The sequence below is a fragment of the Clostridium sp. 1001283B150225_161107_B6 genome (assembly GCF_015556325.1).
Taxonomy (GTDB): Bacteria; Bacillota; Clostridia; order Lachnospirales; family Lachnospiraceae; genus Enterocloster.
The window spans coordinates 208,667-233,289 of sequence record NZ_JADNMD010000004.1; the positions used below are offsets into that span (position 1 = coordinate 208,667).

The window sequence follows — 24,623 nt, forward strand, 5'->3', positions numbered from 1 at the left end:
GCAGGGGACATGTTGTTTGAGAAGCAGAGGATTAAGCTGCAGAAGGCCAGCATACGGTATATTATATTCATCTACTTTACGCTGACGGCCCTGGCCGCCAGTATATTTATAGGTATTTCCCTGTATTCCAGGCTGTCGGGCCAGATGTCCGCCACCATCCGGGAGGAGAACCAGATTCTGATTAATCAGATAACCAGGTCTATGGAGGATTACCTGCGCACCGTGATGAAGCTGTCGGATTCCCTGTATTACGGCGTTGTCAAGAACGCGGACCTGGCAAGCGGCTCCATCGGAAGCGAGATGACCCTTCTCTACGACAACAACAAGGACAATGTGGAGAACATTGCCCTGTTGTCCAAAGAAGGAAAGCTGCTGGAATCCGTGCCGGCGGCCCGTCTTAAGACCAATGTGGATGTTACCGGGGAAAACTGGTTTACCTCCTCCCTGGAAAAGACGGAAAACATGCACTTTTCCACGCCCCATGTCCAGTACATCTTTGACGGCAGCGAGAACCAGTACCGGTGGGTTATCTCCCTGTCAAGGGCGGTTGAAATCACCCAGGGCCCTTCCACGGACCAGGGCGTCCTGCTGATTGATATCCGCTACAGCAGTCTGGAGCAGCTGTTCGACGGGGTAAACCTGGGAAACGGAGGCTATGTCTATCTGATTAGCAGCAGCGGGGAAATCATATACCATCCCCAGGCCCAGCTGATTGACTCGGGAATCGTCCGGGAGAACAACCTGGAGGTATCCGGCCTCAGGGACGGCAATTACCGGCAGACCGTGGATGGGGTAAAACGCACTGTCACCGTGAAGACCGTGGGATACACGGGCTGGAAGGTGGTGGGGGTGACGCCTCTTGACGGCGTGTCCCTGAACAACATCAAGACAAAGCTTCTGGTGATTTTCATGATTGCTTTTGTTCTCTTTATCATGACCATCATCAACTCCTATATCTCATCCAGGATAACAGACCCCATCAAGGAACTGGAAAAATCTGTAAATGAAATCGAGGCAGGCAACCTGGAAACAGAGGTCAGAAGCGGAGGCTCCTATGAGATACAGCATCTTGGCAATTCCATACAGAATATGGCCAGGCAGATACGCAGGCTGATGGACGATATTGTGGCGGAGCATGAATCCAAACGAAAGAGCGAATTCGATACCCTCCAGGCACAGATTAACCCCCATTTCCTATATAACACCCTGGACATCATTGTATGGATGATTGAAAATGAAAACCTGTCCGACGCAGTGCGGGTCGTGACGGCCCTGGCCAGGTTTTTCCGCATCAGCCTCAGCAGGGGGAAGAGCATCATCACGGTCAGGGACGAGCTGGAGCATGTGCGCAACTACCTTATGATTCAGCACATGCGCTATAAAAACAAATTCACCTACACGGTGGAAGCAGGGGAGGATGTCACTGACCTGGCCAGCCTTAAGCTTATCCTTCAGCCTCTTGTGGAAAATGCCATCTATCACGGCATGGAATTCATGGACGGAGACGGCGAAATCCGCATCAGGGCATGGCGCCGGGACAAGGATTTGTATATGAGCGTATCGGACAACGGCCTGGGCATGACCCGGGAGCAGGTGAAACGGCTCTTCGGGGATACGGACCATGTGCCGTCGGGCAGAGGCTCCGGTATCGGGGTCAGGAATGTGAACGAGCGCATCAGGCTGTATTTTGGAAACAGCTACGGACTGGAAATAGAGTCAGAGCCGGATGACGGGACAACGGTCACGGCCCATCTGCCGGCCATCCCCTATGAGGAAGTAAAGAATACGGAAAGTCCATGATAAATAGAATCGTGGAAAGGTGAGGAAGCCTATGTTAAATAAAGGGAAAATTCTCTGGTGCATATGGGCCGGTATCCTGGTCCTGCTGTTTTTGATGTCCTCCACGGACCTGATTATCACGGAAAAGAAAGTTGAGGTATATCCCATTTCCGTTATCGTGGAGGGTGATAACGACGATTACTATGTGAATTTCAAAAAGGGTATGGACCAGGCGGCGGTGGAGTTCCATGGGGACGTCAGCTTCATCACCCTTTATGCCCCGGATGACCAGGCGCAGCAGATGGAGCTGGTAAAAAGGGAAATCAGGGACGGAACCAGGGCGGTTATTCTGGCGCCGGTGAAGACGGAGGAGGCTGTAAAGGAGCTGGAGGACATGAGTCCCGGCTGCCCTGTCATTCTTCTGGGCCAGCCCCCGCTGGGAGGCCAGTCCCCGGACACCATCGGCGTGGACGGCAGGGAGGTTGGCAGGCTTCTGGGCGGGGCGGCAGCGTCCCAGGCCCCCAGGGATGTGCCGGTCTACCTCTTTTGCAGGGGGCTGGACTATGGGGACAGCGCCCAGGTTTATGAGGGAGTCAGGACCGTGCTGGAGGAGCAGGGGTATCAATACCGGCTCATTGAGAGGGAAAACCAGGACACATACCGCCAGGCCATAGAGGAAACAGATTCTCCCGGAGGCGGCAGGATTACCATTATAGCTCTGGATGTACAATCACTGGACCAGGCCACACGGATACTGGAGGAAAACACCATATATCAGGGCAGGGTGGCAGGGCTCTACGGCGCCGGAAGCACCACCTCCCTACTCAGGGCCCTGGACAGGGGAATTGTCACGGGAATGACAGCGTATAACCAGTTTGACCAGGGATATCTGAGCGTAAAGCAGGCCGTGGAGGCCATCCAGGGCACGCGGCAGAAGCAGCAGACCCTGCTGGAGGCCATTTATGTGGATGAGGACAAATTAAGGGATAAGACATATGAGAAAATGCTTTATCCCATTGAGTAAAAAAGAAAAGACTGTAAATTGGGAAAAGACGCGGTAAGGAAAGGGGCATTGCGGTGAAGCGGAATTGGATGTATCTATTGGCGGCCTGTATGGGGGCGGCCATCCTCATAGGGCTGTGGCAGTACAGGGGAAACGAAGGCGGACGGCAGGCGGACAAGAATTCCATCCGCATCGGGGTTCTGCTCTACCGGGGGGACGACACCTTCATCGGTACCCTGCGCGCAGGCCTGGAGGACAAGGCAAAGGAATATGAACAGGAGACAGGCATCAAGGTAAAGCTGGACATCATGGATGCCAAGGGGAGCCAGAATACCCAGAACAGCCAGGTGGAGCGGCTGATTTCCCTTGGCTGCGATGCTCTGTGCATCAACAGCGTGGACCGTTCATCGGCATCCATCATCATTGACAAGGCCATGGACGCAGGCACTCCGGTGGTGTTCTTTAACCGGGAGCCGGTGGAGGAGGACATGAACCGATGGGAAAAGCTGTACTATGTGGGAGCGGACGCCAAGGAATCAGCCGTGCTCCAGGGAGATATCCTGGTGGATGCATACCAGAAGGATTCACGTACACTGGATGCCAATGGCAACGGTCTGGTAAGCTATGTGCTTCTGGAAGGGGAAACCAGCCATCAGGATTCCCTGATTCGCACGGAGTGGTCCATCCAGACCTTAAAGGACGGGAATGTGCCTCTGGAGAAGATTACGGGAGGGATTGCCAACTGGGACAGGAGCCAGGCGTCGGCCCTTATGGAACAGTGGCTGAAGGAGTATCCGGGACAGATTGAACTGGTGGTCAGCAACAACGACGACATGGCCCTGGGCGCCATTGACGCCATACACCGGGCCGGAATCGGGGCGAATTCCATCAAAGTAGTCGGCATAGACGGCACCCCTGTGGGTATCAAGGCCCTGGAGGAAGGGTATCTCTTCGGTACCGTGGAATCCGATAAGGAGAAGTATGCCCAGGCCATATTTGACATTGCCTGGAGCCTGTCCCTGAACCAGGACCCAAAGTCCAGGGTACCGCAGCTGGAAGGAAAATATTACTGGTGTCCCCAGAGGGCGCTGACCCAGGATGAGGCAAAATTGCTTAAAAACCAGTGAGTCATATGTAAAACGCCGATGAAAAAGGATAAAATCAAAGAAATTTTATAATCCTTCTATAAAAATCATATGGAAAAATGCACAATCAGGTCGTATAATGAACTTGTTGTTAAGCAAAAACAACCAAAGACAACAAAAATATAAGGGAGGAATTAAAAATGAAGAAAGCATTAAGTGTTGCTCTTGCGTGTTCCATGGCATTATCACTGGTTGCCTGCGGAGGCGGCAGCAAGCCAACAGAAGCACCAACCACAGCAGCTGCAGGGGATACCACAACCGCAGCGGCAGCAGACACAACCGCAGCTGATACAGCAGCGGCACCCGAAGCAGGCGCAGAGGTGGCAAACAAGGATAAGCCTTTGGTATGGTTTAACCGTCAGCCATCCAGCAGTGCAACAGGACAGCTTGATATGACGGCCCTGAATTTCAATAAGGATACATATTATGTAGGTTTCGATGCAAACCAGGGTGCTGAGCTTCAGGGAACCATGGTTAAGGATTACATTGAGAAGAACATTGATTCAATTGACCGCAACGGCGACGGAATCATCGGCTATGTTCTGGCAATCGGAGACATCGGACACAACGACTCCATCGCACGTACAAGAGGTATCCGTAAGGCTCTTGGCACAGCTGTGGAGAAAGACGGCAACATCAACAGTGACCCTGTTGGTACAAACGCAGACGGCACAGCAACCGTTGTACAGGACGGCTCCATCGAAGTAGGCGGAAAGACATATGTTGTCCGCGAGCTGGCTTCCCAGGAGATGAAGAACTCTGCAGGCGCTACATGGGATGCCGCCACAGCAGGCAATGCTATCGGCACATGGTCTTCCTCTTTCGGCGAACAGATTGATATAGTTGCATCCAACAACGACGGCATGGGCATGTCCATGTTCAACGCATGGTCCAAGGACAACAAGGTTCCTACATTTGGCTATGATGCAAACAGCGACGCAGTGGCTGCTATCGCAGAAGGCTACGGCGGCACAATCAGCCAGCATGCAGACGTACAGGCATACCTGACACTTCGTGTTCTGCGTAATGCACTGGATGGAGTTGATATTGATACAGGTATCGGCACAGCAGACGATGCAGGCAATGTCCTGAGCCCTGATGTATATGTTTACAAGGCAGATGAGCGTTCCTACTACGCACTGAACGTAGCTGTAACTGCTGATAACTATACAGATTTCACAGATTCCACCATGGTGTACGCACCTGTATCCAATCAGCTGGATGAGGCTTCCCATGCTACAAAGAATGTATGGCTGAACATCTACAACTCAGCTGACAACTTCCTTGGCTCCACCTATCAGCCTCTGCTTCAGAAATATGATAAGCTTCTCAACCTGAAGGTTGACTACATCGGCGGCGACGGACAGACAGAGTCCAATATTACAAACCGTCTTGGAAATCCAAGCCAGTATGACGCATTTGCCATCAACATGGTTAAGACAGACAATGCAGCTTCATACACATCTCTGCTTGAGCAGTAATATTCATTGAAACAACAAAAGTACACGATAAGAAGAATCGTGGAAAGGTAAAGATGTGCTGTTATTAGGGAGAAGAAATTCTCCCTAATATTTAATACTGAAACCTATCAATCTACATATACAGGAGTAAAATAATGGCAGATAAGAAAGATGATATCGTCTTATCAATACGCGGTATGAGCAAGTCCTTCGGCCGGAACAGGGTTCTGGACCATATCAACCTGGATGTGAAGCGCGGAACCGTTATGGGGCTTATGGGTGAGAACGGAGCTGGTAAGTCAACCATGATGAAGTGCCTTTTCGGCACCTACCAGAAAGACGAGGGAAATATCTTCCTGAATGGCAAGGAAGTAAGCTTTTCCGGACCAAAGGATGCTCTTGAAAACGGCATTGCAATGGTTCACCAGGAATTGAATCAGTGTCTGGAACGGAATGTAATTGATAATTTGTTCCTGGGACGTTATCCGGTTAATTCCATGGGTGTAATTGATGAAGGCAGGATGAAAAAGGAAGCCGCCGAGCTCTTTAGAAAATTGGGAATGACTGTAAACCTTACCCAGCCCATGGGCCGTATGTCCGTATCACAGAGGCAGATGTGCGAAATCGCCAAGGCCATCTCCTATAATTCAAGGGTGATTGTTCTGGATGAGCCCACCTCCTCCCTGACCGTACAGGAGGTTGACAAACTCTTCGAGATGATGAGGATGTTAAAGGAGCAGGGAATTGCCCTGATTTATATTTCTCACAAGATGGATGAGATTTTTGAAATCTGCGATGAGATATCCGTGCTTCGTGACGGAAACCTGGTTATGACAAAGAGCACCAAGGATGCAAATATGAATGAGCTGATTGCAGCAATGGTCGGCCGTTCCCTGGATAACCGGTTCCCGCCTGTTGACAATACCCCCGGCGACGTGATTCTGTCCATCCAGAATCTGTCCACAAAGTTTGAGCCTCATTTGCAGGATGTTTCATTTGACGTAAAAGAAGGAGAGATATTCGGGCTGTACGGCCTGGTAGGGGCAGGGCGCACGGAGCTTCTGGAAACCATCTTTGGTGTCCGAACCAGAGCGGCAGGACGTGTTTATTTTAATAACCGCCTTATGAATTTCAGCAGCGCAAAGGAAGCCATGGAGCATGGCTTTGCCATGATTACCGAGGAGCGCAAGGCAAACGGACTGTTTTTAAAGGGCGACCTTACCTTTAACACCACCATTGCCAATCTGCAGCAGTATATGTCGGGCATAGCGCTTTCCGATGCAAAGATGATAAAGGCCACGTCAAAGGAAATCAAAATCATGCATACCAAGTGTATGGGGCCTGACGACATGATTTCCAGCCTTTCCGGCGGCAATCAGCAGAAGGTTATCTTTGGAAAGTGGCTGGAGCGCAGTCCGCAGGTGTTTATGATGGACGAACCCACCAGAGGAATCGACGTGGGCGCAAAGTATGAAATATATGAGCTTATCATCAATATGGCGAAGCAGGGGAAGACAATCATTGTTGTTTCTTCTGAGATGCCGGAGATACTGGGAATTACAAACCGTATTGGTGTTATGTCAAATGGACGCCTTTCTGGAATTGTTAATACAAAAGAGACAAATCAGGAAGAACTTTTAAGGCTCAGTGCAAAATACCTATAAGGGGGATTCATGGATATGGCGAAAGGAAACAATGAGACTCTTACGGCTGAACAGGAAATGCAGCTGCGCCAGCCAATTGAGGAGTACGTTGGCGAAATTCAGAAAAAAATCGACAGTCTCAGAGCGGACGGTACAAACAGGGTAGTTGCCCTGCAGAACAGTATTGACGCAACAAAGAGAGACCGTTCCCTTACAAAGGATGAAAGGGAAAACAGGATTGCATCATGCAGCGCGGAGATGGAAAAAGCAAAGGCTGTTGAGGCAAAGAATAAGGATGAGATTGCAAAGTTAATCTCCGATGCCGAGAGCTACCTGAAGGCGCATTTTGATAAGGAATATTATCAGCCCTTAAAGGAAAGCTGCGAGCGGGAAAAAATTCTTGCAAAGGAAAAATACGACACAAAAGTTGCACAACTGAACAAAGAACATGAAAACACCCTCTCAAAGCTTACGGACCATCAGGAGATAAAGGATGAGAAGTATGTTCATAAGAACCGTCTGTTTGACGCGAAGATGGACCTGGACAAGGAGCTTCAGCGAATCAAGGACAGAAGGCATGCTGCCTTTGCATGGCAGTATCATCTGATTGATATGCTCCGCCTGTCTAAATTCACCTTCATGGAAACCAGGGCGCAGAAATGGGAGAATTATAAATATACATTCAACCGCAGGACATTCTTACTGCAGAATGGTCTGTATATCGCTATTATCCTGATTTTCATCGGACTGTGTATCGCTGCGCCGGTGATGAAAAACGTGAAGCTGCTTACCTATAATAATATTTTAAATATTCTCCAGCAGGCTTCCCCAAGAATGTTCCTGGCTCTGGGCGTTGCAGGACTTATCCTCCTTACCGGTACGGACCTCTCCATAGGGCGTATGGTTGGTATGGGCATGACCACAGCAACCATTATCATGCACCAGGGCATCAACACAGGCGCTGTGTTCGGCCACGTATTTGATTTCACAGGCATGCCCATTGGCGTAAGGGTTGTATTTGCCCTTGTTATGTGTATCATTTTATGTACCTGCTTTACGGCCATCGGAGGTTTCTTTACAGCTAAGTTTAAGATGCATCCATTTATTTCAACCATGGCCAACATGCTGGTGATTTTCGGTCTTGTGACCTATGCAACAAAGGGCGTTTCCTTCGGCGCCATTGAACCGGCCATTCCAAAGATGATTATTCCAAAAATAAACGGGTTCCCAACCATCATTCTCTGGGCAGTGGCTGCCATTGTGATTGTATGGTTTATCTGGAACAAGACCACCTTCGGCAAGAACTTATACGCAGTAGGCGGCAACCCGGAAGCAGCAGCTGTTTCTGGTATCTCCGTATTCTGGGTAACCATGGGAGCATTCATTCTGGCAGGTATCCTTTACGGATTCGGTTCCTGGCTGGAATGCGCAAGAATGGTAGGTTCCGGCTCCGCTGCTTACGGCCAGGGCTGGGAGATGGATGCAATTGCAGCCTGCGTGGTTGGCGGCGTATCCTTTACCGGCGGTATCGGTAAGATTTCAGGTGTAGTAGTGGGCGTGCTTATTTTCACCGTACTTATCTACTCCCTTACCATTCTCGGTATCGACACAAACCTGCAGTTCGTATTCGAGGGCATCATCATCATAACCGCAGTAACACTTGACTGCTTGAAGTATGTCCAGAAGAAGTAATTGGAAAAGATAGGTGTTTCCGCCCGTATTTCCAAGACGCTGAAAACCGGCTGAATACAAGAGGCTGGCTGCCAAAACCCGCAGCCAGCCTTTTCATGTATTTTAGATATTGGGCTTAAACAGTTGCCGGCCAGCCTCTTAACGCCGCTTTCCGCTGTCCAAGAACTACACGCCCCTGTAGATGCGTCCAAATCCCCCCCCCTCACTCTTCCCCTCACGGGCAGATGCACCTAACCTCTCCAAGCATCCCCTAAACCCCACACGCCAACTTACTATTTTGATATTCCCCCGTAAACGTAACATCCCTGCCAAACCATTCCGGGGGCTGGAAGGACAGGGCTTCTTCTTCAGTGGGAAATTCTACCTCGGCCAGAATGAGGCCGGCGTAGCGGCCTTCAAAGACATCCAGTTCAATGGTCAGATGGCCTGGGCTGTCCAGGGGGATGAGATAGCGTTTTTTGGTGAGCACAATGCCGTCGGCCTTGGGGAGCAGGTGGGAGTAGGCTTCGCGGGTCAGCGGAAGGTTGTATTCTTCCCTGGACAGAAGACCTTTGCCTTTGTAGGTGAGATAGTAGTCTTCGTCCTCCTGCCGGATGCGGACCACCGGGCCGGTGCAGAGATAGGCTTGCTCAATCTGATGGAAGGGATGGGTGTCATAGCCTTCCGGAAGACGGGGAACCAGGAATTTACGTTCGATTTCCATATGGTAAAACCTCCTTGCTGTGATTGTCGATTAGTGGATTTTACTAACTATTTTTATTTTTTCCATTTTACAATCATATCATTTAACTCTTTCCCTGAAAAGTGATAAATGATAAAATACAATTACTATGCGATAAATGGCGGAAAGGGAGATTATCATGGCAAAGGTTTATGCATTTCTTGCGGATGGACTGGAAGAGGTTGAATGTCTTGCGGTTGTGGACGTGCTCCGGCGTTCCGGTGTGGAGGTGACACTGGTGTCTGTTACAGGGAACAGGAACGTGACTGGTTCCCATGGGATTGAGTTGGGGACGGACGCCCTGTTTGAGGATGTGAACCCGGATGTGGCGGATGTGCTGTTCCTGCCCGGAGGGATGCCGGGAACGAACAATCTGAAAGCGCACAAGGGCCTGGGAGAGGCTGTGGAGTGTGCCAACAAGCAGGGCAGAAGGATTGCGGCCATCTGTGCAGCGCCAAGCATCCTGGGGAGCATGGGGCTCTTAAAGGGCAGGACGGCCACCTGTTATCCGGGATTTGAGGACCAGCTCACAGGCGTGTCCTACACCAGCCAGGGTGTTGTGACGGACGGCAACATCACCACCGGCAGGGGCCTGGGATTTGCCCTTGATATGGGACTGGAACTGATTCGCCTGCTTCAGGGTCCCCAGCAGGCCCAGAAGATTGCAGCGGCAATCCAGTACAACTGGGGATAACATCCGGACGAGGGAAACTCCCGTTCTGTTCCATATCATGGGTATGTGGGATGGAATGGAAGTTTTTTTTGTAAAAAACGCTGGTGTTTTTAAAATGAGCATGCTATAATGGTACATTGAAGTGTAGCGCCCTCATGGATTATGGGCGAACCACATATATTTTAAGGAGGAACCCGTAAAAATGAGTGTACAAGTAGAAAAATTAGAAAAAAACATGGCCAAACTGACAATAGAGTTAAGCGCAGAGCAGTTTGAGGATGCAATGAAAAAAGCCTTCAATAAGAGCAAGAACAAATTTAATATTCCAGGCTTCCGTAAGGGCAAAGCACCTCGCGCCATGATTGAAAAGATGTATGGCGAAGGCATCTTCTATGAGGAGGCTGCCGATGAAGCTATCAACGCAACCTGCATGGAGGCAATGAATGAAAGCGGACTGGAAATCGTTTCCAGACCAGAAGTTGCCGTAGAGCAGATTGGCAAGGACAAGCCGTTCATCTATACTGCAACCGTAGCCGTAAGACCGGAGGTGACCCTGGGCGAGTACAAGGGCATTGAGGTAGAGAAGGTGGACGCTGCTGTTAAGCCGGAGGATGTGGAAGCTGAACTCAAGAAGGTGCAGGAGCAGAACGCAAGACTTCTGACCGTAGAGGACAGACCGGTTGCTGACGGCGACCAGACCGTCATCGACTTCGAGGGATTTGTTGACGGCAAGACATTTGACGGCGGCAAGGCAGCTGATTACCCTCTGACCATTGGTTCCCATTCCTTCATCGATACATTTGAGGAGCAGCTGGTTGGCAAGAACATCGGCGAAGAGTGCGAGATTAACGTAACCTTCCCGGAAGAGTATCATGCAGCAGAGCTGGCTGGCAAGCCGGCTACCTTTAAGGTGACTGTAAAGGAAATCAAGGTAAAGGAACTTCCGGAACTGGATGATGAGTTTGCAGGAGAGGTTTCCGAATTTGACACTCTGGATGAATACAAGAAGGATATTGAGGCAAAGATTCTTGAGAGAAAGCAGAAAGAAGCTGCTTCCGAAAACGAGAACCGTGTGGTTGACAAGGTAGTGGCAGGCGCATCCATGGAGATTCCTGACAGGATGGTGGAAGGCCAGATTGACAACATGGTTCAGGATACAGCCCGCCGTATGGAGAGCCAGGGTCTGTCTATGGACCTGTACATGAAATATACAGGTATGACCATGGAGCAGATGAGAGAGCAGATGAAGCCGCAGGCCTTAAAGAGAATCCAGACCAGACTGGTGCTTGAGGAAGTTGTAAAGGCTGAAAACCTGCAGGTTTCCGACGAAAGACTGGATGAGGAAATTGCCAAGATGGCGGCCACTTACCAGATGGAGGCTGACAAGTTAAAGGATTACATGTCAGACCGTGATAAGGACCAGATGAAGGAAGATATTGCTGTTCAGGAAGCGGTTGATTTCCTGGTAGCAGAAGCAAAACTGGTATAATTCACATATGATACGGGGGGTTCACAGCGCTTATTTGACTGGCTTTGAATCTCCCTGGTTTCTTATAAGTGAACGTCATTCCGCCGGGCGGGTGAAAGAACTGGCCGGGAGGGATGGCATGTATTGCGCGCAGACGCCTGAAAACAGGCGCCGCGTGCTCATAACTAGGAGGATGGTTATATGAGTTTAGTACCTTATGTCATTGAGCAGACCAGCCGCGGCGAGCGTTCGTATGACATTTATTCAAGATTGCTGAAGGAGAGAATCATATTCCTGGGCGAGGATGTAAACGATGTGTCCGCAAGCCTTGTGGTTGCACAGCTTTTGTTCCTGGAGTCAGAGGACCCCGGCAAGGATATCCATCTGTATATCAACAGCCCTGGGGGTTCTGTATCCGCGGGATTTGCCATCTATGACACCATGAATTACATCAAGTGCGATGTGTCTACCATCTGTATCGGTATGGCGGCCAGCATGGGCGCGTTCCTTCTTTCAGGCGGAGCCAAGGGCAAGCGTTTCGCTCTGCCCAATGCTGAAATCATGATACATCAGCCTTCCGGCGGGGCCAAGGGCCAGGCAACGGAAATTAAAATCGTGGCTGAGAATATATTGAAGACAAGAAAGAAATTAAACGAAATCCTGGCAGCAAACACAGGGAAGCCCCTGGAAGTAATTGAGCGCGATACAGAGCGCGACAATTATATGTCTGCATTGGAGGCCAAGGAATACGGCCTTATTGATGAAATCATCGCACATCATTAGTGCTGCAGCGCAGCGCTAAGGCATCAGGCCGGTAACGTAAAACAGCAAGTAAAGGATATGAAAGGTTAGGTATCGTATGCCAATGAGACCAGATGACACGATTCGGTGCTCCTTCTGCGGAAGGACACAGGATCAGGTACGGAAGATGATTGCCGGGGCAGGCAACAACAATGTGTATATCTGTGACGAGTGCATAGAATTGTGCTCTGAGATTCTGGAAGAGGAGCTGGAGGGACAGGATGAAGGGGAAAGCCCTGCACTGGCCGATATACGTCTCCTGAAGCCAAAGGAAATCAAAGCATTTTTAGACGAATATGTCATCGGACAGGATGACGCCAAAAAGGTGTTGTCTGTTGCGGTTTACAATCACTATAAAAGGGTTACGGCATGCCAGAACATGGATGTGGATGTGCAGAAGAGCAACATCCTCATGGTGGGGCCCACCGGTTCAGGTAAGACCTACCTGGCCCAGACCCTGGCTAAGATTCTCAATGTTCCCTTTGCCATTGCAGATGCAACTGCGCTGACAGAGGCGGGATATGTGGGCGAGGATGTGGAGAACATCCTGTTAAAGCTTATCCAGGCAGCTGATTATGATATCTCCCGTGCCGAATACGGCATTATATATATTGACGAGATTGATAAGATTACCAAGAAGTCCGAAAATGTATCCATCACCAGAGATGTTTCGGGCGAGGGCGTCCAGCAGGCCCTGCTTAAGATTCTGGAGGGTACGGTTGCCAGCGTTCCGCCTCAGGGAGGCAGGAAACATCCACACCAGGAGCTTCTTCAGATTGATACCACCAATATCCTGTTTATTTGCGGCGGTGCCTTTGACGGCCTGGAGAAGATAGTGGAGCAGCGCATCAGCGCAGGTTCCATTGGTTTCAACGCCGAGGTGGCGAGCAAGAACGACCTGAACATCGATGAGCTGCTCAAGAAGGTGGAGCCAAAGGATTTGACCAAATTCGGGCTGATTCCTGAGTTCATAGGCCGTGTGCCGGTGATGGTTTCACTGGAGCAGCTGACAAAGGAAGCCATGGTGCGCATCCTGTCAGAGCCGAAAAACGCTTTGACGAGACAGTACCAGAAGCTGTTTGAACTGGACAATGTAAAGCTGGAATTTACCCAGGAGGCTCTGGAGGAAATTGCACAGCTGGCAGTAGACCGCAAGATTGGCGCCAGGGGACTGCGTTCCATCCTTGAGTCAGTGATGATGGACCTTATGTATGAGATTCCGTCCGATGATTCCATCGGAATCTGTACCATTACCAGAGACGTAGTGAGAAAGGCAGGACAGCCGGAATTAGTATACCGCGACATGCCTCCTGCATCTGCCCGGAAACCGTTGTCAGAACGGCTTAGAGGGGACAGCAAGACAGGAGAAATTGCGTAGGCTGTCATGCTCCTGTGACAATTTAGAAGAGAGAAAGGGCCGCTGCAAATCAGATATGACCCGGACCAGAAGGCCTGTTTTCCGGCCGGTCCGGCACCTGCATTGCAGCGGCTTTTCAAATGGTTAAGATACAAGAGGTGAAGATTGAAAATGGGAGAACAAGTGATTACGATGCCCGTGGTGGCTCTCAGGGGCCTGACCATACTTCCGGGTATGGTATTGCATTTTGATATAAACAGGCCGAAATCAGTGGCAGCCGTAGAACGGGCCATGGTGGGTGACCAGAGACTGTTCCTTGTGGCCCAGAGACATCCTGAAATCGTTGAGCCAGAGCAGGGGGATTTGTTCCAGGTAGGTACCATCGCCGTGGTGAAGCAGCTGGTGAAACTGCCGGGAAAGGTGGTCCGCGTGCTGGTGGAGGGACTGGAGCGGGCAGAACTTCTGTGCCTGGATGCCGAGGAACCGGCCATGATGGGCGAGATTGCCGCCATTGAGGCGGAGGAGGATGACCTGGACAGCCTGACCCAGGAGGCCATGCTGCGCATCCTGAAGGACAAGCTGGAGGAATATGGGAGAGTCAATCCCAAGATTACCAAGGAGATTCTGCCCAACCTGATGATTATTACCGGGCTGAATGAGATGCTGGACCAGATTGCCATCCAGCTGCCATGGGATTACACCATACGCCAGACCGTGCTGGAGAACAGTTCCCTGTCAGCCAGATACGAGGTAGTGATGCATACCCTGCTGACTGAGATGGAGATATACAGGATTAAAAAGGAATTCCAGGAAAAGGTAAAGGCCGATATTGACCAGAACCAGAAGGAATACATCCTCAGGGAGCAGATGAAGGTTATCCGCCAGGAGCTGGGCGAGGACGCTGTATCAGATGCGGACGAATACCAGAAGAGACTGGACGCACTGAAGGCTGACAAGGAAGTAAAGGAAAAGCTGCATAAGGAAATTGAACGCTTCCGCAACATGCCGGCTGGAAGTCAGGAGGCCAATGTACTGCGCACCTATGTGGAAACCCTGCTGGATTTGCCCTGGAAGAAGATGTCCAAGGACAATGATGACATCAAACATGCAGAGAAGATTCTTAATGAGGACCACTATGGACTGGAGCAGGTAAAGGAGAGAATCCTGGAATACCTGGCTGTCCGCGCCCTGACCAAGAAGGGCACCAGCCCCATCATATGTCTGGTGGGACCTCCGGGAACCGGCAAGACATCCATTGCCCGGTCCGTGGCAAGGGCCCTGAATAAGAAGTATGTGCGCATCAGCCTGGGCGGCGTCCGGGACGAGGCGGAAATCAGGGGGCACAGAAAGACCTATGTGGGCGCCATGCCGGGCCGTATCGTGGAGGGCATGCGTCAGGCCAGCGTGAGCAATCCGCTGATGCTTTTGGATGAGATTGACAAGGTGAGCAGCGATTACAAGGGCGATACCTCCTCCGCGCTTTTGGAGGTGCTGGACGGAGAACAGAATGTGAAATTCAGGGACCACTATGTGGAGCTGCCCATTGACCTGTCCCAGGTCCTGTTCATTGCCACGGCCAACACCACCCAGACCATACCGGGCCCGCTGCTGGACCGTATGGAACTGATTGAGGTCAACAGCTACACGGAAAATGAGAAGTTCCACATAGCCAGGGACTACCTGGTGGCAAAGCAGATGGAGCGCAACGGCCTGAGGGACAGCCAGATTACATTTTCTGATAAGAGTTTGGAGAAAATCATACACAACTATACCAGGGAAGCAGGGGTCAGGAACCTGGAGCGCCGCATCGGGGACGTGTGCCGCAAGGCGGCCAGGCAGTTCCTGGAGGATAAGAAGAAGTCCATCAAGATTACGGAGAGCAACCTGGAGAAATACCTTGGCAAGGAAAAGGTGACCTTTGAAAATGCCAATGAGCAGGACGAAGTCGGTATTGTCCGCGGTCTGGCCTGGACCAGCGTGGGAGGCGACACCCTTCAGATAGAAGTCAATGTGATGCCGGGCAAGGGCAGCCTTCTGATGACCGGACAGTTAGGCGATGTGATGAAGGAATCCGCCCAGACAGCCCTGACCTATGTGCGGTCCGTGTGCCCCCAATATGAGATTGCCGATGATTACTTTGAAAAGCACGACCTCCACATCCATATCCCGGAGGGAGCCGTGCCCAAGGACGGGCCGTCTGCGGGAATTACCATGGCCACGGCCATGCTGTCCGCAGTGACGGGCAGGAGTGTCCAGTCCAAGGTGGCCATGACGGGAGAGATAACCCTCCGGGGACGGGTCCTGCCCATCGGAGGACTGAAAGAAAAAATACTGGCAGCCAAGATGGCCCACATAGAAAAGGTACTGGTGCCTGATAAGAACCGGCCGGATATGGCGGAGCTGTCCAAGGAAATCACCAAGGGTCTGGACATCGTGTATGTAAAGGCCATGGAGGACGTGGTGTCGGAGGCGTTTGTTTAGACGCGGCATCGGAGACGTTTGTACAAGCAACGGCCAACGGATAGGAATTAGGAGAAAGAAATATGATTATAAGAGACGTGAATCTGGAGACAGTGTGCGGCGTGACCAGCAAGATGCCGGAAAATATATTGCCTGAGTTTGCATTTGCAGGCAAGTCCAATGTGGGGAAGTCATCCCTCATCAATGCGCTGATGAACCGCAAGGCATATGCAAGGACTTCCTCCCAGCCGGGCAAGACCCAGACCATCAATTTTTACAACATCAACGGGGCATTGTACTACGTGGACCTGCCGGGTTACGGCTATGCCAAGATAGCGGTTGAGGTCAAGGAAAAATGGGGCAAGATGATAGAACGGTATCTCAGGAATTCCCAGATGCTTAAGATGGTGTTCCTGCTCATTGATATCCGCCATGAACCCTCAGCTAACGATAAGATGATGTATGACTGGATTACCTACAACGGATACCATCCCGTCATCATCGCCACCAAGATGGACAAGATTAACCGGAGCCAGGTGCAAAAGCATGTGAAGATGGTGCGGGAAGGCCTGGGGATGGAAAAGGACGGCATCATCATTCCGTTTTCGGCAGAGACAAAGCAGGGCAGGGATGAGATATGGGACCTTATTGAGGGGAATCTGTAGAAGCTCTGTATGTCTCAAATAGAACCTGAATTTATAAAGTAAAAAGGGCCTGATTTCCTGGCAGATGGGTATTACTTGCAGGAAATCAGGCCTTTTGGCGCTGATTTTGCATGGTTTTACAGCAAGCTCTGCTGGGAAGGCGTTATTGGTACTGCTCCTTCACCAGCTCGATAAAATACCTTCCGTAGGACGGAATATACCGGCCCTTTTGATATACCGCATAAAGCGTGGTCACAGTGGCGGGCTCTCCCACGGAAAAGCACAGAGGGGGATTGTCAAAATGTATTTTCCTGACATAGGATTCAGGGGCCAGGCAGAGGGCTGTGCCGGAGGCTGCCAGACGTATGGCGATATCGCTGTTGCGGGTAAACAAAAGGACCGGCGGGTTTATGCCGGCCTTTTTAAACAGCCCGGCGGATATCCGGCCTGTGGTCTGGTCCTGTGGATGCAGGATATAGGCTTCCTGTTCCGTATGCCGGATATCCATCCAGGGATAGCAATACCCGTCCCTGACCACTGCCTTTTCTGCCAGAGGATGATGGGGGGAGGCCACCAGAACGATTTCTTCCTGTCCCAGGTACTCCGCTGTCTGGGCGGGGTCCGTGGCCGTGGAATTATAGATGGCAAAGTCCACATTGGGGGAAAGGGCCAGCTGCTTTTCAACGGAGTGGGATTCCTCCAGAAGATGAATCTGTACATCCGGGTACCGGGAATAAAAACGGGACAGTATATCCGGCAGCAGGCAGGAGCCGCGCATCAGTGCCACTGCAATGGTCAGCTGTCCCTTTTCCTCCCCCAATAAATCCTCGCATTCTGAGTTCCAGTCAGAACCTATCTGGAAGATTTTTTCCGCATAATCCATATAACGGTTGCCGATATGGGTGGGGACCAGGTCATTGCCAATGCGGCTGAACAGAGGGGAGCCTATCTGGCGTTCTATATTCTTTACGGCCTTGCTCAGGGCAGACTGTGTAATGAACAGGGAGTCTGCCGCCTTTGTGATGCTTCCATATCTGCGTATGGCCAGCATATACCGTATTTCTTTTGATATCATCTGTACACCTCCAATGAAAAAAATTCATAACTTGGATGATTATTATGACTTTGACACCTACCTATGCACATTGTATAATAAAAATCATATACAATCAAGGGTTTCATCAATATTGCTGAATGGAGGCGCCATGGAAACAGAGAGAGCGGATTTTCTTGTAAGAGGGGCAAAGGTCTATAACAGCTACTTTAAAAAGTTTGTATCGGCAGATGTATCTGTATTGGGAGGGAAATTCTTATACATTGATTCCCGCAGGTCAGGCGCGGTTAAGGCTGACAGGACAGTGGATGCAGAGGGTATGTACATGGTGCCCGGATTGATTGACATACATATGCATATTGAGAGTTCCATGCTGACGCCGGGAGCGTTTTGCAGGCGGCTGGCGGAATGCGGGGTTACAACCATTGTGTCGGAGCCCCATGAGATGGCCAATGTGAACGGGATGCAGGGGGTTCTGGATATGATTCGGGCAGGGGAAAACAGCCCGGTTGATATTTTCTACGGGATTCCCAGCTGCGTGCCCTCCACCTCCCCTGAGTTAGAGACTACCGGAGGCATCATAACCTGTGAGGAGATGGAAGGCCTGAAGGAAAATCCCTGGGTGGCCTGTGTGGGGGAGGTCATGAACTACAGGACCGTTATCCGGGAAAACCAGCTGGAAATTACCCGGTTCCTTAAAAAGCTCCGCCAACAGGACCGCATCTTTCCCATTGAAGGGCATTGTCCGGCGCTGCTGGACCTGGATTTGGCAAAGTTCCTGTATCTTGGCATCAATGGGGACCATACGGAGCACAGCATGGAAGAACTGGAACAGAGGTTTGCCAATGGCATGTTTATGGAAATCCAGGAAAAGATGCTGCGGAGAGAGGTTCTGGACTACATCAGGGAACATGGTCTGGAGGAACATTTCTGCTTTGTCACAGACGATGTCATGGCGGACACCTTTTGTACCCAGGGCCATCTGGATGCCCTGGTGCGCAGGGCTGTGGAGCTGGGAATGACGGCGGAACAGGCAATCTATAACGCCTCCTTTACCCCGGCCAGACGGATGAACCTTTTGGACCGGGGGGCAATTGCTCCGGGAAAAACAGCTGATTTCCTGCTGCTCAGTGATTTGGATGGGTTTTCTGTTGCATCTACCTATAAGAACGGAAACTGTATCTGGAGCAGGGGACAGGTAACTGCGGAACAGACCCGGGACATGCGTTTTCCAGAGCCCTATTACCACAGTATCCGGCTGGATTACCAGGAACAGAGCCGGTTTGCGGTTCCCATGGAGCCGGATTCCGGCACAGTCCGGGTCCGGGTCATGGAGATTCAGGATGGCTCCACCAGGACAACGGAAAAAATCCTGGATATGCCGGTGAAGGACGGCATCCTCCAGTGGGAAGATTCAGGCTGCCTGCTGGCCGCGGTATTCGAGCGGTATGGCAAGGGCCGGGCAGTTGGATACGGACTGCTGACCGGCGACTGCAACAAACGGGGAGCTGTTGCTACCAGCTATGCACATGACTGCCACAACGTCCTGGTGGCCGGCGCGAATCCTGCAGATATGAAGCTCGCCCTTAACCGCGTCATAGAGATGCAGGGCGGCATGGCCGTGGCGGATGCAGGAACGATACAGGCAGAGCTGCCTCTTAATGTGGGCGGTATTTTATCGGACCGGCCGGCAAGGGAGGTGGGGGAAAAGCTGGCCGGGGTACGCAGGGCAATGGCAGACCAGGGTTACAGACATTATAACCCCATCATGTCCTTCTGCACCCTGACCCTTCCAGCCAGCCCTGCCTTAAAGCTGACCGATAAGGGGCTGATTGATGTAAAAGCCTGTAAAATCGTGCCGTTGAAAATGGAAGAGTAAATCAAAAGGAGGATTAATCATGTCAAAGGAAACTGAAGGTACAGCCAAGAGGGGAGCTTCCGGCACCTGGATTGACAGGCAATTCCGTCTGACAGAGCATGGGACCACGGTGCGTACGGAGATTCTGGCCGGTATCACCACATTTGTTACCATGGCATATGTGCTGGGAACAGTCCCCAATATCATGGCCAATGCAGGGCTTGACAGAGGGGTCATGCTCACATCCATGATTTTACTGATTATTGTCACCACAGTGGCCATGGCCCTGGTGACAAACCGCCCGTTTGCCCTGGCCCCCGGGCTGGGCAGTGTGGCAATCGTGTCGGGAATGATTGCCAACAGCGGGATTTCGCCTGAAATTACAGCGGGCGTTATTTTCTGGAGCGGTGTTATTTTTATTGTGATTTCCTATATCGGTCTCAGAGATGCTGTCGTAAATGCCATTCCCGCCAGCCTGAAACATGCGGTCAGCGCAGGCGTGGGCCTGTTCATCGCTTTGCTGGGATGTAAGAACGCAGGACTGATTGTTGCCCTGGAAGGCAAGAATAACCTGGCATTCGGAGACTTAAGTTCTGCTTCCGTGCTTCTGGCGCTCATTGGATTCCTGCTGATTCTTATCACCAAGCAGATGAGGGTGCCGGGATACATGATTTTTTCCATTCTGATTACCACTCTGGCCGGTATCCCCATGGGCCTGACTAAGATGCCCGAGGCATTTTTCATGGCGCCCAGCTCTCCCTTTGGCCAGTTCATGAAGATTGATTTCCTGGGAGCACTGCAGTTTGCCTATCTGCCGTTTTTGATTGCCATGTTTGTGCCGGATTTCTTCTCTACCTTCGGCACAGCCCTGGGCGTGGGCGCAAAGGCCGGGTTCCTGGACAAGGACGGCAACCTTCCGGGCATAGACAAGGTGTTTAAGGTGGATGCCATTGCAACCGCTCTGGGCAGCCTGTTCTGTATGCCGTGTATGACTACCTATCTGGAATCCTCCTCCGGCGTGGAGGCAGGAGGGAAGACCGGACTGACACCCATTTCCACAAGTGTCTGTTTTGCCTTTACCCTTCTGCTGACGCCGTTTGCGCTGATGATTCCGTCGGCTGCAACGGCTCCGGCCCTTATAATCATCGGAGTGGGCATGCTCAATTCCATGCGCAACATCAACTATGATGATTTTACGGAATCCTTCCCGGCATTTATCTGTGTTGCATTTACCATATTTGCAAATAATATTGCCAATGGAATCTGCGTGGCCCTGCCGGTTTATGTGGTCCTGAAGCTGGCCTCCGGCAAGATTAAGGAAATGCCTAAAATCATGTATGTGCTGCTGGGAGTATGCGTGCTGTATTTTTACAGTATCATTAAATAGCAGCAGAGAGCCGCTGGGTCCTTTACGCCATTCTGCACGGATGCTTTTTGCAGGTGGCCAGGCTCACTGCCACCAGCAGGATGCCGCAGACAACGGCGCCGGGAACGGTTTCCCCCAGTCCCCAGGGATTGCCGGCCAGTTTCCAGCCCACACATACCGCGAAGCCGCCCGTCATGGCAGATATGATGCCCTGACTGGTGGCTTTTTTCCAGTACAGGGCCGCCAGGGAGGGAAGACCTGCTGCGGCAGCATAGAAGGACCAGGCAAACATGAGCACATTGTAGGCGTTCTTGATGTAAAGGGCAATAATCAGGGCGCCCATGGCCAGGATCACGGACATGACGCGGGACATGAGAATTTCATGTTTCTCCGTCATTTCCGGCATGAAATTTTTTCCCAGGTCGTGTACAAAGGTCTGGACAGATACCAGCAGATAGCTGTCCGCAGTGGACATCATGACCGACAGGATGCCTGCCAGGGCCAGTCCCGTAAGGCCGGGAGGCAGAATGCTTACAGCCAGGGCCGGTACAACGGCATCAGAGCTTCCGTAGGAGGCTACCACATCCGGCAGAATCTGCCTTCCTGCCAGTCCCATGAAAAATACCAGGGCAATGGTTATCATGTAAATGGAAGTGCCCCAGAACATACCCTGGGTGGCCGCCTTCTTACTCTTGGCTGCAAAGGCCCTCTGCCACATCTCGGCCCCTGCCAGGGTGAACACCAGATAGGTGACAATATCGCCCAGAATGCTGCCGTTGATATGAGGGACCAGGTAGGATTTGTCCAGGTTCTGCCAGAAGGAGGAAAAGCCTCCCAGGTACCGCAGGCTGGAAAAGGGAATCAGGATGTAGACAAAGATAATCAGCATGAAGAACTGAAGCACATCCGTGTACACCACTCCGAAAAGGCCGGATGCAGCGGTGTAGATGATGAAGATAAGAGTGGCTGCAAGGGCGCCGGCTTCATAGCTGATGCCGAATTCATTTCCCAGCATTTTGATGATGGTGGCGGTGGCGGTTACCTGGGCAGCTACCGTGCCCATCATGGTGAATACAATCATGAAGGCCAGGATGCAGCGGGCGGTCCGGTTGAACCGGTAGTGAAAAAGCTCCGGTATGGAATTGATGTTTCTGGTGAAGCCAACCTCCTGGATACGTCCGGCGATGGCTGAGAAGATGAACATGCCGATGAGATAGGGGATGGCGGTCATGACCGCCTTAAAGCCAGTGGTGTAGGCAATGCCTGCCCGTCCCATCATGGCGCTGCCGCCGATGATGGAGGCGCATACAGTGGCAGTCAGCACAAAGGGGCCAAGGGTTCTGCCTGCAACGTAGTAATCGCCTGTATTCTTGATTCGTTTGACGAACCATACGCCCACAAAAAGCATTCCTATCATATAGAGGACAATGATGGCCAGATCCAGGTTAGTGAGTTCATGCATATATCAGGTCTCCTTTCGTTGGGGCGCCGCCTTGGGAGGGTGCGGTGATGGGGAATATCCTTGGATGTATTCAGTTTTAGGTAAAGGAAAAGAACGGACTTAACAAAAGAAACCGTCTGCATGGATGCAGACGGAAAAGTATACGACAATACAGCAAAATGATTTACCAGAATGTCCCTGTCCCTCTTCCGCCTATGAGATTAGCTGCCGGGTTCGGGAAAGAAAGGTTCCCTATCATCCGGGGCCGTAACAGGCCGGGCGGATGAATACACCCCAAAAAATCGGTTCTCCCACTGCTACATAGTAGCATTAAGCGACTTGGTATAATATTAACACTATCTTAACATTAAATATATCACAGAATGGGGAGCGTGTAAAGAAATATGCAGAAAAATGCCTTTTATTGGCACAACACCGGGCAAAAGCCTCAGATTCAACTCGACATATCCGGCATTTAGCGTATAATATATAAAGGTATGACTGAAAAATAAGACAGAGGGCGGAATGGAAATCCAGAGGCGCCCGGCTGTATCTGGAGGTATTATGTAATGGAAACGGGACCAATACGGGTGGCGGTCATGGCGGACACCCATGGAGTGCTCCGGCCGGAGGTGGAGAGGATTCTTGAAACCTGCGATGTGATTGTCCATGCAGGGGATTTTGACAATCAGATGCTGTATCACAAGCTGAATGTGGACCAGCCCTTGTATGCGGTAAGGGGGAATAATGACAGAGGATGGTCAGGGGGCCTTGGCCAGGTAAACCGGTTTGAAATCGGCGGGGTAAAATTCATCATGGCCCACGAACGTGTGGATATTCCCAGCATGCTTAAAGATATACAGGTAGTTATATTCGGCCATTCCCATATGTACTATCAGCAGGAAATCAGCGGAAGGCTTTGGCTGAATCCGGGAAGCTGCGGTTATAAGCGTTTTACCCTGCCCCTTTCCATGGCAGTGATGACCATTGAGGACGGGAAATATGAGGTGGAGACTATCTGGCTGGAGCATGGATACGGCACGCCCGGAGCAGCCACCGGCCAGAGAGAGAAGACCAGGGCCAGCAAGTATGAAAAACAGCAGAAGCGCTATAAACAGAAGGCGGGAAAGACAGCCGGCCAGAGCGGAACTTCCGGGGGAGCAGCACAGGCGGAAGGGGCCGGGGGAGCGCCAAAGGCAGCCAGGTACGGCGGACATCCGGCGGCCAAACCCGAGGCACCCAAGGCGGAAGCCCGTATGGTGACCGGTCCGGAGCAGGAGAAGGAGTATCTGTTCCTGATAGCGAAAATATTGCGTCTGAGAAAAGCAGGTGAATCCAGGGAATGGGTCATCCGGAATCTGGGAGAGAATTTCAGGCTGGCTGCAACCATCTACGACATATGCGAAAAAAAGCCGGACTCAAACGCCCGGCAGATTTTGGAACTGTTATTGGAACAACTTTCGTTTTAACCGGTACAGGAAATGGACTGATAGGAAAGGCATGGATAAAAGTCAGGATAAAAGTGACCGCATGACGTGGGCATAGATTTCCTGGCTTTTTGTTTTCCATGTATTGCACATGGATTCTGCCTGCTCCCTGTCGGGAACAGACAAATCCAGCCGAATCAGGGTTGTTTTGTTCTCACGGACCTCACAGTGGACAATGTAGTCCTGGTTGGTCCCCTTGTAGAAGTCGGCCGTGGTGCCCACCTCCTCCCGGAGACGGAACTTGTTTTCCTTAAGGTAATGGTCCATGTCCTCAATGATGGCGGAGGATATGTTCTTGCCGAAGAAGTTAAGGGTTTCCTCGCCCTCCCTGGTGATGTCATACCGGGTGCTGTTGTGGCTGGCCTCCTTGTGCACCAGGCCGGCGTCTTCCAGCTCGTTTAAGGCCTGCTGGAGGGTAAAGTAGGTGGTGTATTCATGCTCTGTGAAAAAGTTGGTGAGCTGGGCGTTGGTCAGGGGAAAGTTCACCTGCTTCAGCATATAGAGATTCATCAGTTTGTACAAGGTCATAGGTTCAGTCAGCATATCATACACACTCCATCAGGGTTTTCTT

Annotated in this window: 19 protein-coding genes and 1 riboswitch; of the genes, 15 read left to right on the top strand and 4 right to left on the bottom strand. The window is 51.3% G+C overall.

Features of this window, described 5'->3' with window-relative positions; genetic code table 11:
• The first annotated feature begins 9 nt into the window (after positions 1-9).
• The 6 genes from I2H39_RS12290 (at position 10) to I2H39_RS12315 (ending at position 8,722) form a co-directional block, all read left to right on the top strand.
• A complete protein-coding gene (locus I2H39_RS12290) occupies positions 10-1,800 on the top strand; it encodes a sensor histidine kinase (RefSeq protein ID WP_138310610.1) in 1,791 nt (596 codons plus the stop codon).
• Between the two features lie 31 nt (positions 1,801-1,831).
• Positions 1,832-2,803 carry a substrate-binding domain-containing protein gene (locus tag I2H39_RS12295; RefSeq protein WP_138310611.1) on the top strand — a complete coding sequence of 324 codons (972 nt, stop codon included), beginning with the start codon at positions 1,832-1,834 and terminating at the stop codon, positions 2,801-2,803.
• A gap of 53 nt (positions 2,804-2,856) precedes the next feature.
• Positions 2,857-3,909, top strand: coding sequence for a galactose ABC transporter substrate-binding protein (locus I2H39_RS12300; protein WP_319638370.1), 1,053 nt, complete (start codon positions 2,857-2,859; stop codon positions 3,907-3,909).
• Between the two features lie 158 nt (positions 3,910-4,067).
• Positions 4,068-5,408, top strand: a complete 1,341-nt coding sequence (locus I2H39_RS12305) for a substrate-binding domain-containing protein (protein WP_138310612.1) — start codon at positions 4,068-4,070, stop codon at positions 5,406-5,408.
• Between the two features lie 134 nt (positions 5,409-5,542).
• Complete coding sequence (locus I2H39_RS12310; RefSeq protein WP_138310613.1) at positions 5,543-7,051, top strand: sugar ABC transporter ATP-binding protein; 1,509 nt, start codon at positions 5,543-5,545, stop codon at positions 7,049-7,051.
• Positions 7,052-7,066: 15 nt separating this feature from the next.
• Positions 7,067-8,722, top strand: a complete 1,656-nt coding sequence (locus I2H39_RS12315) for a galactoside ABC transporter permease (protein WP_138310658.1) — start codon at positions 7,067-7,069, stop codon at positions 8,720-8,722.
• A 250-nt stretch (positions 8,723-8,972) separates the two neighbouring features.
• On the opposite strand, the gene I2H39_RS12320 is transcribed toward I2H39_RS12315, so the two are convergent.
• A complete protein-coding gene (locus I2H39_RS12320) occupies positions 8,973-9,425 on the bottom strand; it encodes a CYTH domain-containing protein (RefSeq protein ID WP_138310614.1) in 453 nt (150 codons plus the stop codon).
• A gap of 157 nt (positions 9,426-9,582) precedes the next feature.
• Here I2H39_RS12320 and I2H39_RS12325 point away from each other — a divergent pair, with 157 nt between their 5' ends.
• From I2H39_RS12325 to yihA, 6 genes are all read left to right on the top strand, one after another.
• Positions 9,583-10,137 carry a DJ-1 family glyoxalase III gene (locus I2H39_RS12325; protein ID WP_195626589.1) on the top strand — a complete coding sequence of 185 codons (555 nt, stop codon included), beginning with the start codon at positions 9,583-9,585 and terminating at the stop codon, positions 10,135-10,137.
• 181 nt (positions 10,138-10,318) lie between these two features.
• Positions 10,319-11,605 (top strand): trigger factor, encoded by a 1,287-nt coding sequence (gene tig / locus I2H39_RS12330; RefSeq protein ID WP_138310616.1) that lies wholly within the window; start codon positions 10,319-10,321, stop codon positions 11,603-11,605.
• A gap of 180 nt (positions 11,606-11,785) precedes the next feature.
• Positions 11,786-12,367, top strand: a complete 582-nt coding sequence (gene clpP / locus I2H39_RS12335) for an ATP-dependent Clp endopeptidase proteolytic subunit ClpP (RefSeq protein WP_138310617.1) — start codon at positions 11,786-11,788, stop codon at positions 12,365-12,367.
• A gap of 76 nt (positions 12,368-12,443) precedes the next feature.
• Positions 12,444-13,763, top strand: coding sequence for an ATP-dependent Clp protease ATP-binding subunit ClpX (gene clpX, locus I2H39_RS12340; protein ID WP_138310618.1), 1,320 nt, complete (start codon positions 12,444-12,446; stop codon positions 13,761-13,763).
• Between the two features lie 150 nt (positions 13,764-13,913).
• Entirely contained in the window at positions 13,914-16,223 is a 2,310-nt protein-coding gene (gene lon, locus I2H39_RS12345; protein WP_195626590.1) for an endopeptidase La, read from the top strand.
• 62 nt (positions 16,224-16,285) lie between these two features.
• Positions 16,286-16,867 carry a ribosome biogenesis GTP-binding protein YihA/YsxC gene (gene yihA, locus I2H39_RS12350; protein WP_195626591.1) on the top strand — a complete coding sequence of 194 codons (582 nt, stop codon included), beginning with the start codon at positions 16,286-16,288 and terminating at the stop codon, positions 16,865-16,867.
• A 142-nt stretch (positions 16,868-17,009) separates the two neighbouring features.
• On the opposite strand, the gene I2H39_RS12355 is transcribed toward yihA, so the two are convergent.
• Positions 17,010-17,921: a LysR family transcriptional regulator gene (locus I2H39_RS12355; RefSeq protein WP_138310621.1), complete on the bottom strand. Its 912-nt coding sequence runs from the start codon at positions 17,919-17,921 to the stop codon at positions 17,010-17,012.
• Between the two features lie 130 nt (positions 17,922-18,051).
• On the opposite strand from I2H39_RS12355, the gene I2H39_RS12360 reads away from it, so the two are divergent.
• A complete protein-coding gene (locus I2H39_RS12360) occupies positions 18,052-19,779 on the top strand; it encodes an adenine deaminase C-terminal domain-containing protein (protein WP_195626592.1) in 1,728 nt (575 codons plus the stop codon).
• Positions 19,780-19,798: 19 nt separating this feature from the next.
• Positions 19,799-21,145, top strand: coding sequence for an NCS2 family permease (locus tag I2H39_RS12365; protein ID WP_138310623.1), 1,347 nt, complete (start codon positions 19,799-19,801; stop codon positions 21,143-21,145).
• Between the two features lie 22 nt (positions 21,146-21,167).
• Here I2H39_RS12365 and I2H39_RS12370 read toward each other — a convergent pair whose 3' ends face one another.
• Complete coding sequence (locus I2H39_RS12370) at positions 21,168-22,586, bottom strand: sodium:solute symporter family protein (RefSeq protein ID WP_195626593.1); 1,419 nt, start codon at positions 22,584-22,586, stop codon at positions 21,168-21,170.
• 174 nt (positions 22,587-22,760) lie between these two features.
• A riboswitch (cyclic di-AMP (ydaO/yuaA leader) is annotated at positions 22,761-22,912 on the bottom strand.
• Positions 22,913-23,134: 222 nt separating this feature from the next.
• On the opposite strand from I2H39_RS12370, the gene I2H39_RS12375 reads away from it, so the two are divergent.
• Positions 23,135-24,034 (top strand): metallophosphoesterase family protein, encoded by a 900-nt coding sequence (locus tag I2H39_RS12375; protein WP_195626594.1) that lies wholly within the window; start codon positions 23,135-23,137, stop codon positions 24,032-24,034.
• Between the two features lie 42 nt (positions 24,035-24,076).
• On the opposite strand, the gene I2H39_RS12380 is transcribed toward I2H39_RS12375, so the two are convergent.
• Complete coding sequence (locus I2H39_RS12380; protein ID WP_138310626.1) at positions 24,077-24,595, bottom strand: DUF4364 family protein; 519 nt, start codon at positions 24,593-24,595, stop codon at positions 24,077-24,079.
• Between the last annotated feature and the right edge of the window lie 28 nt (positions 24,596-24,623).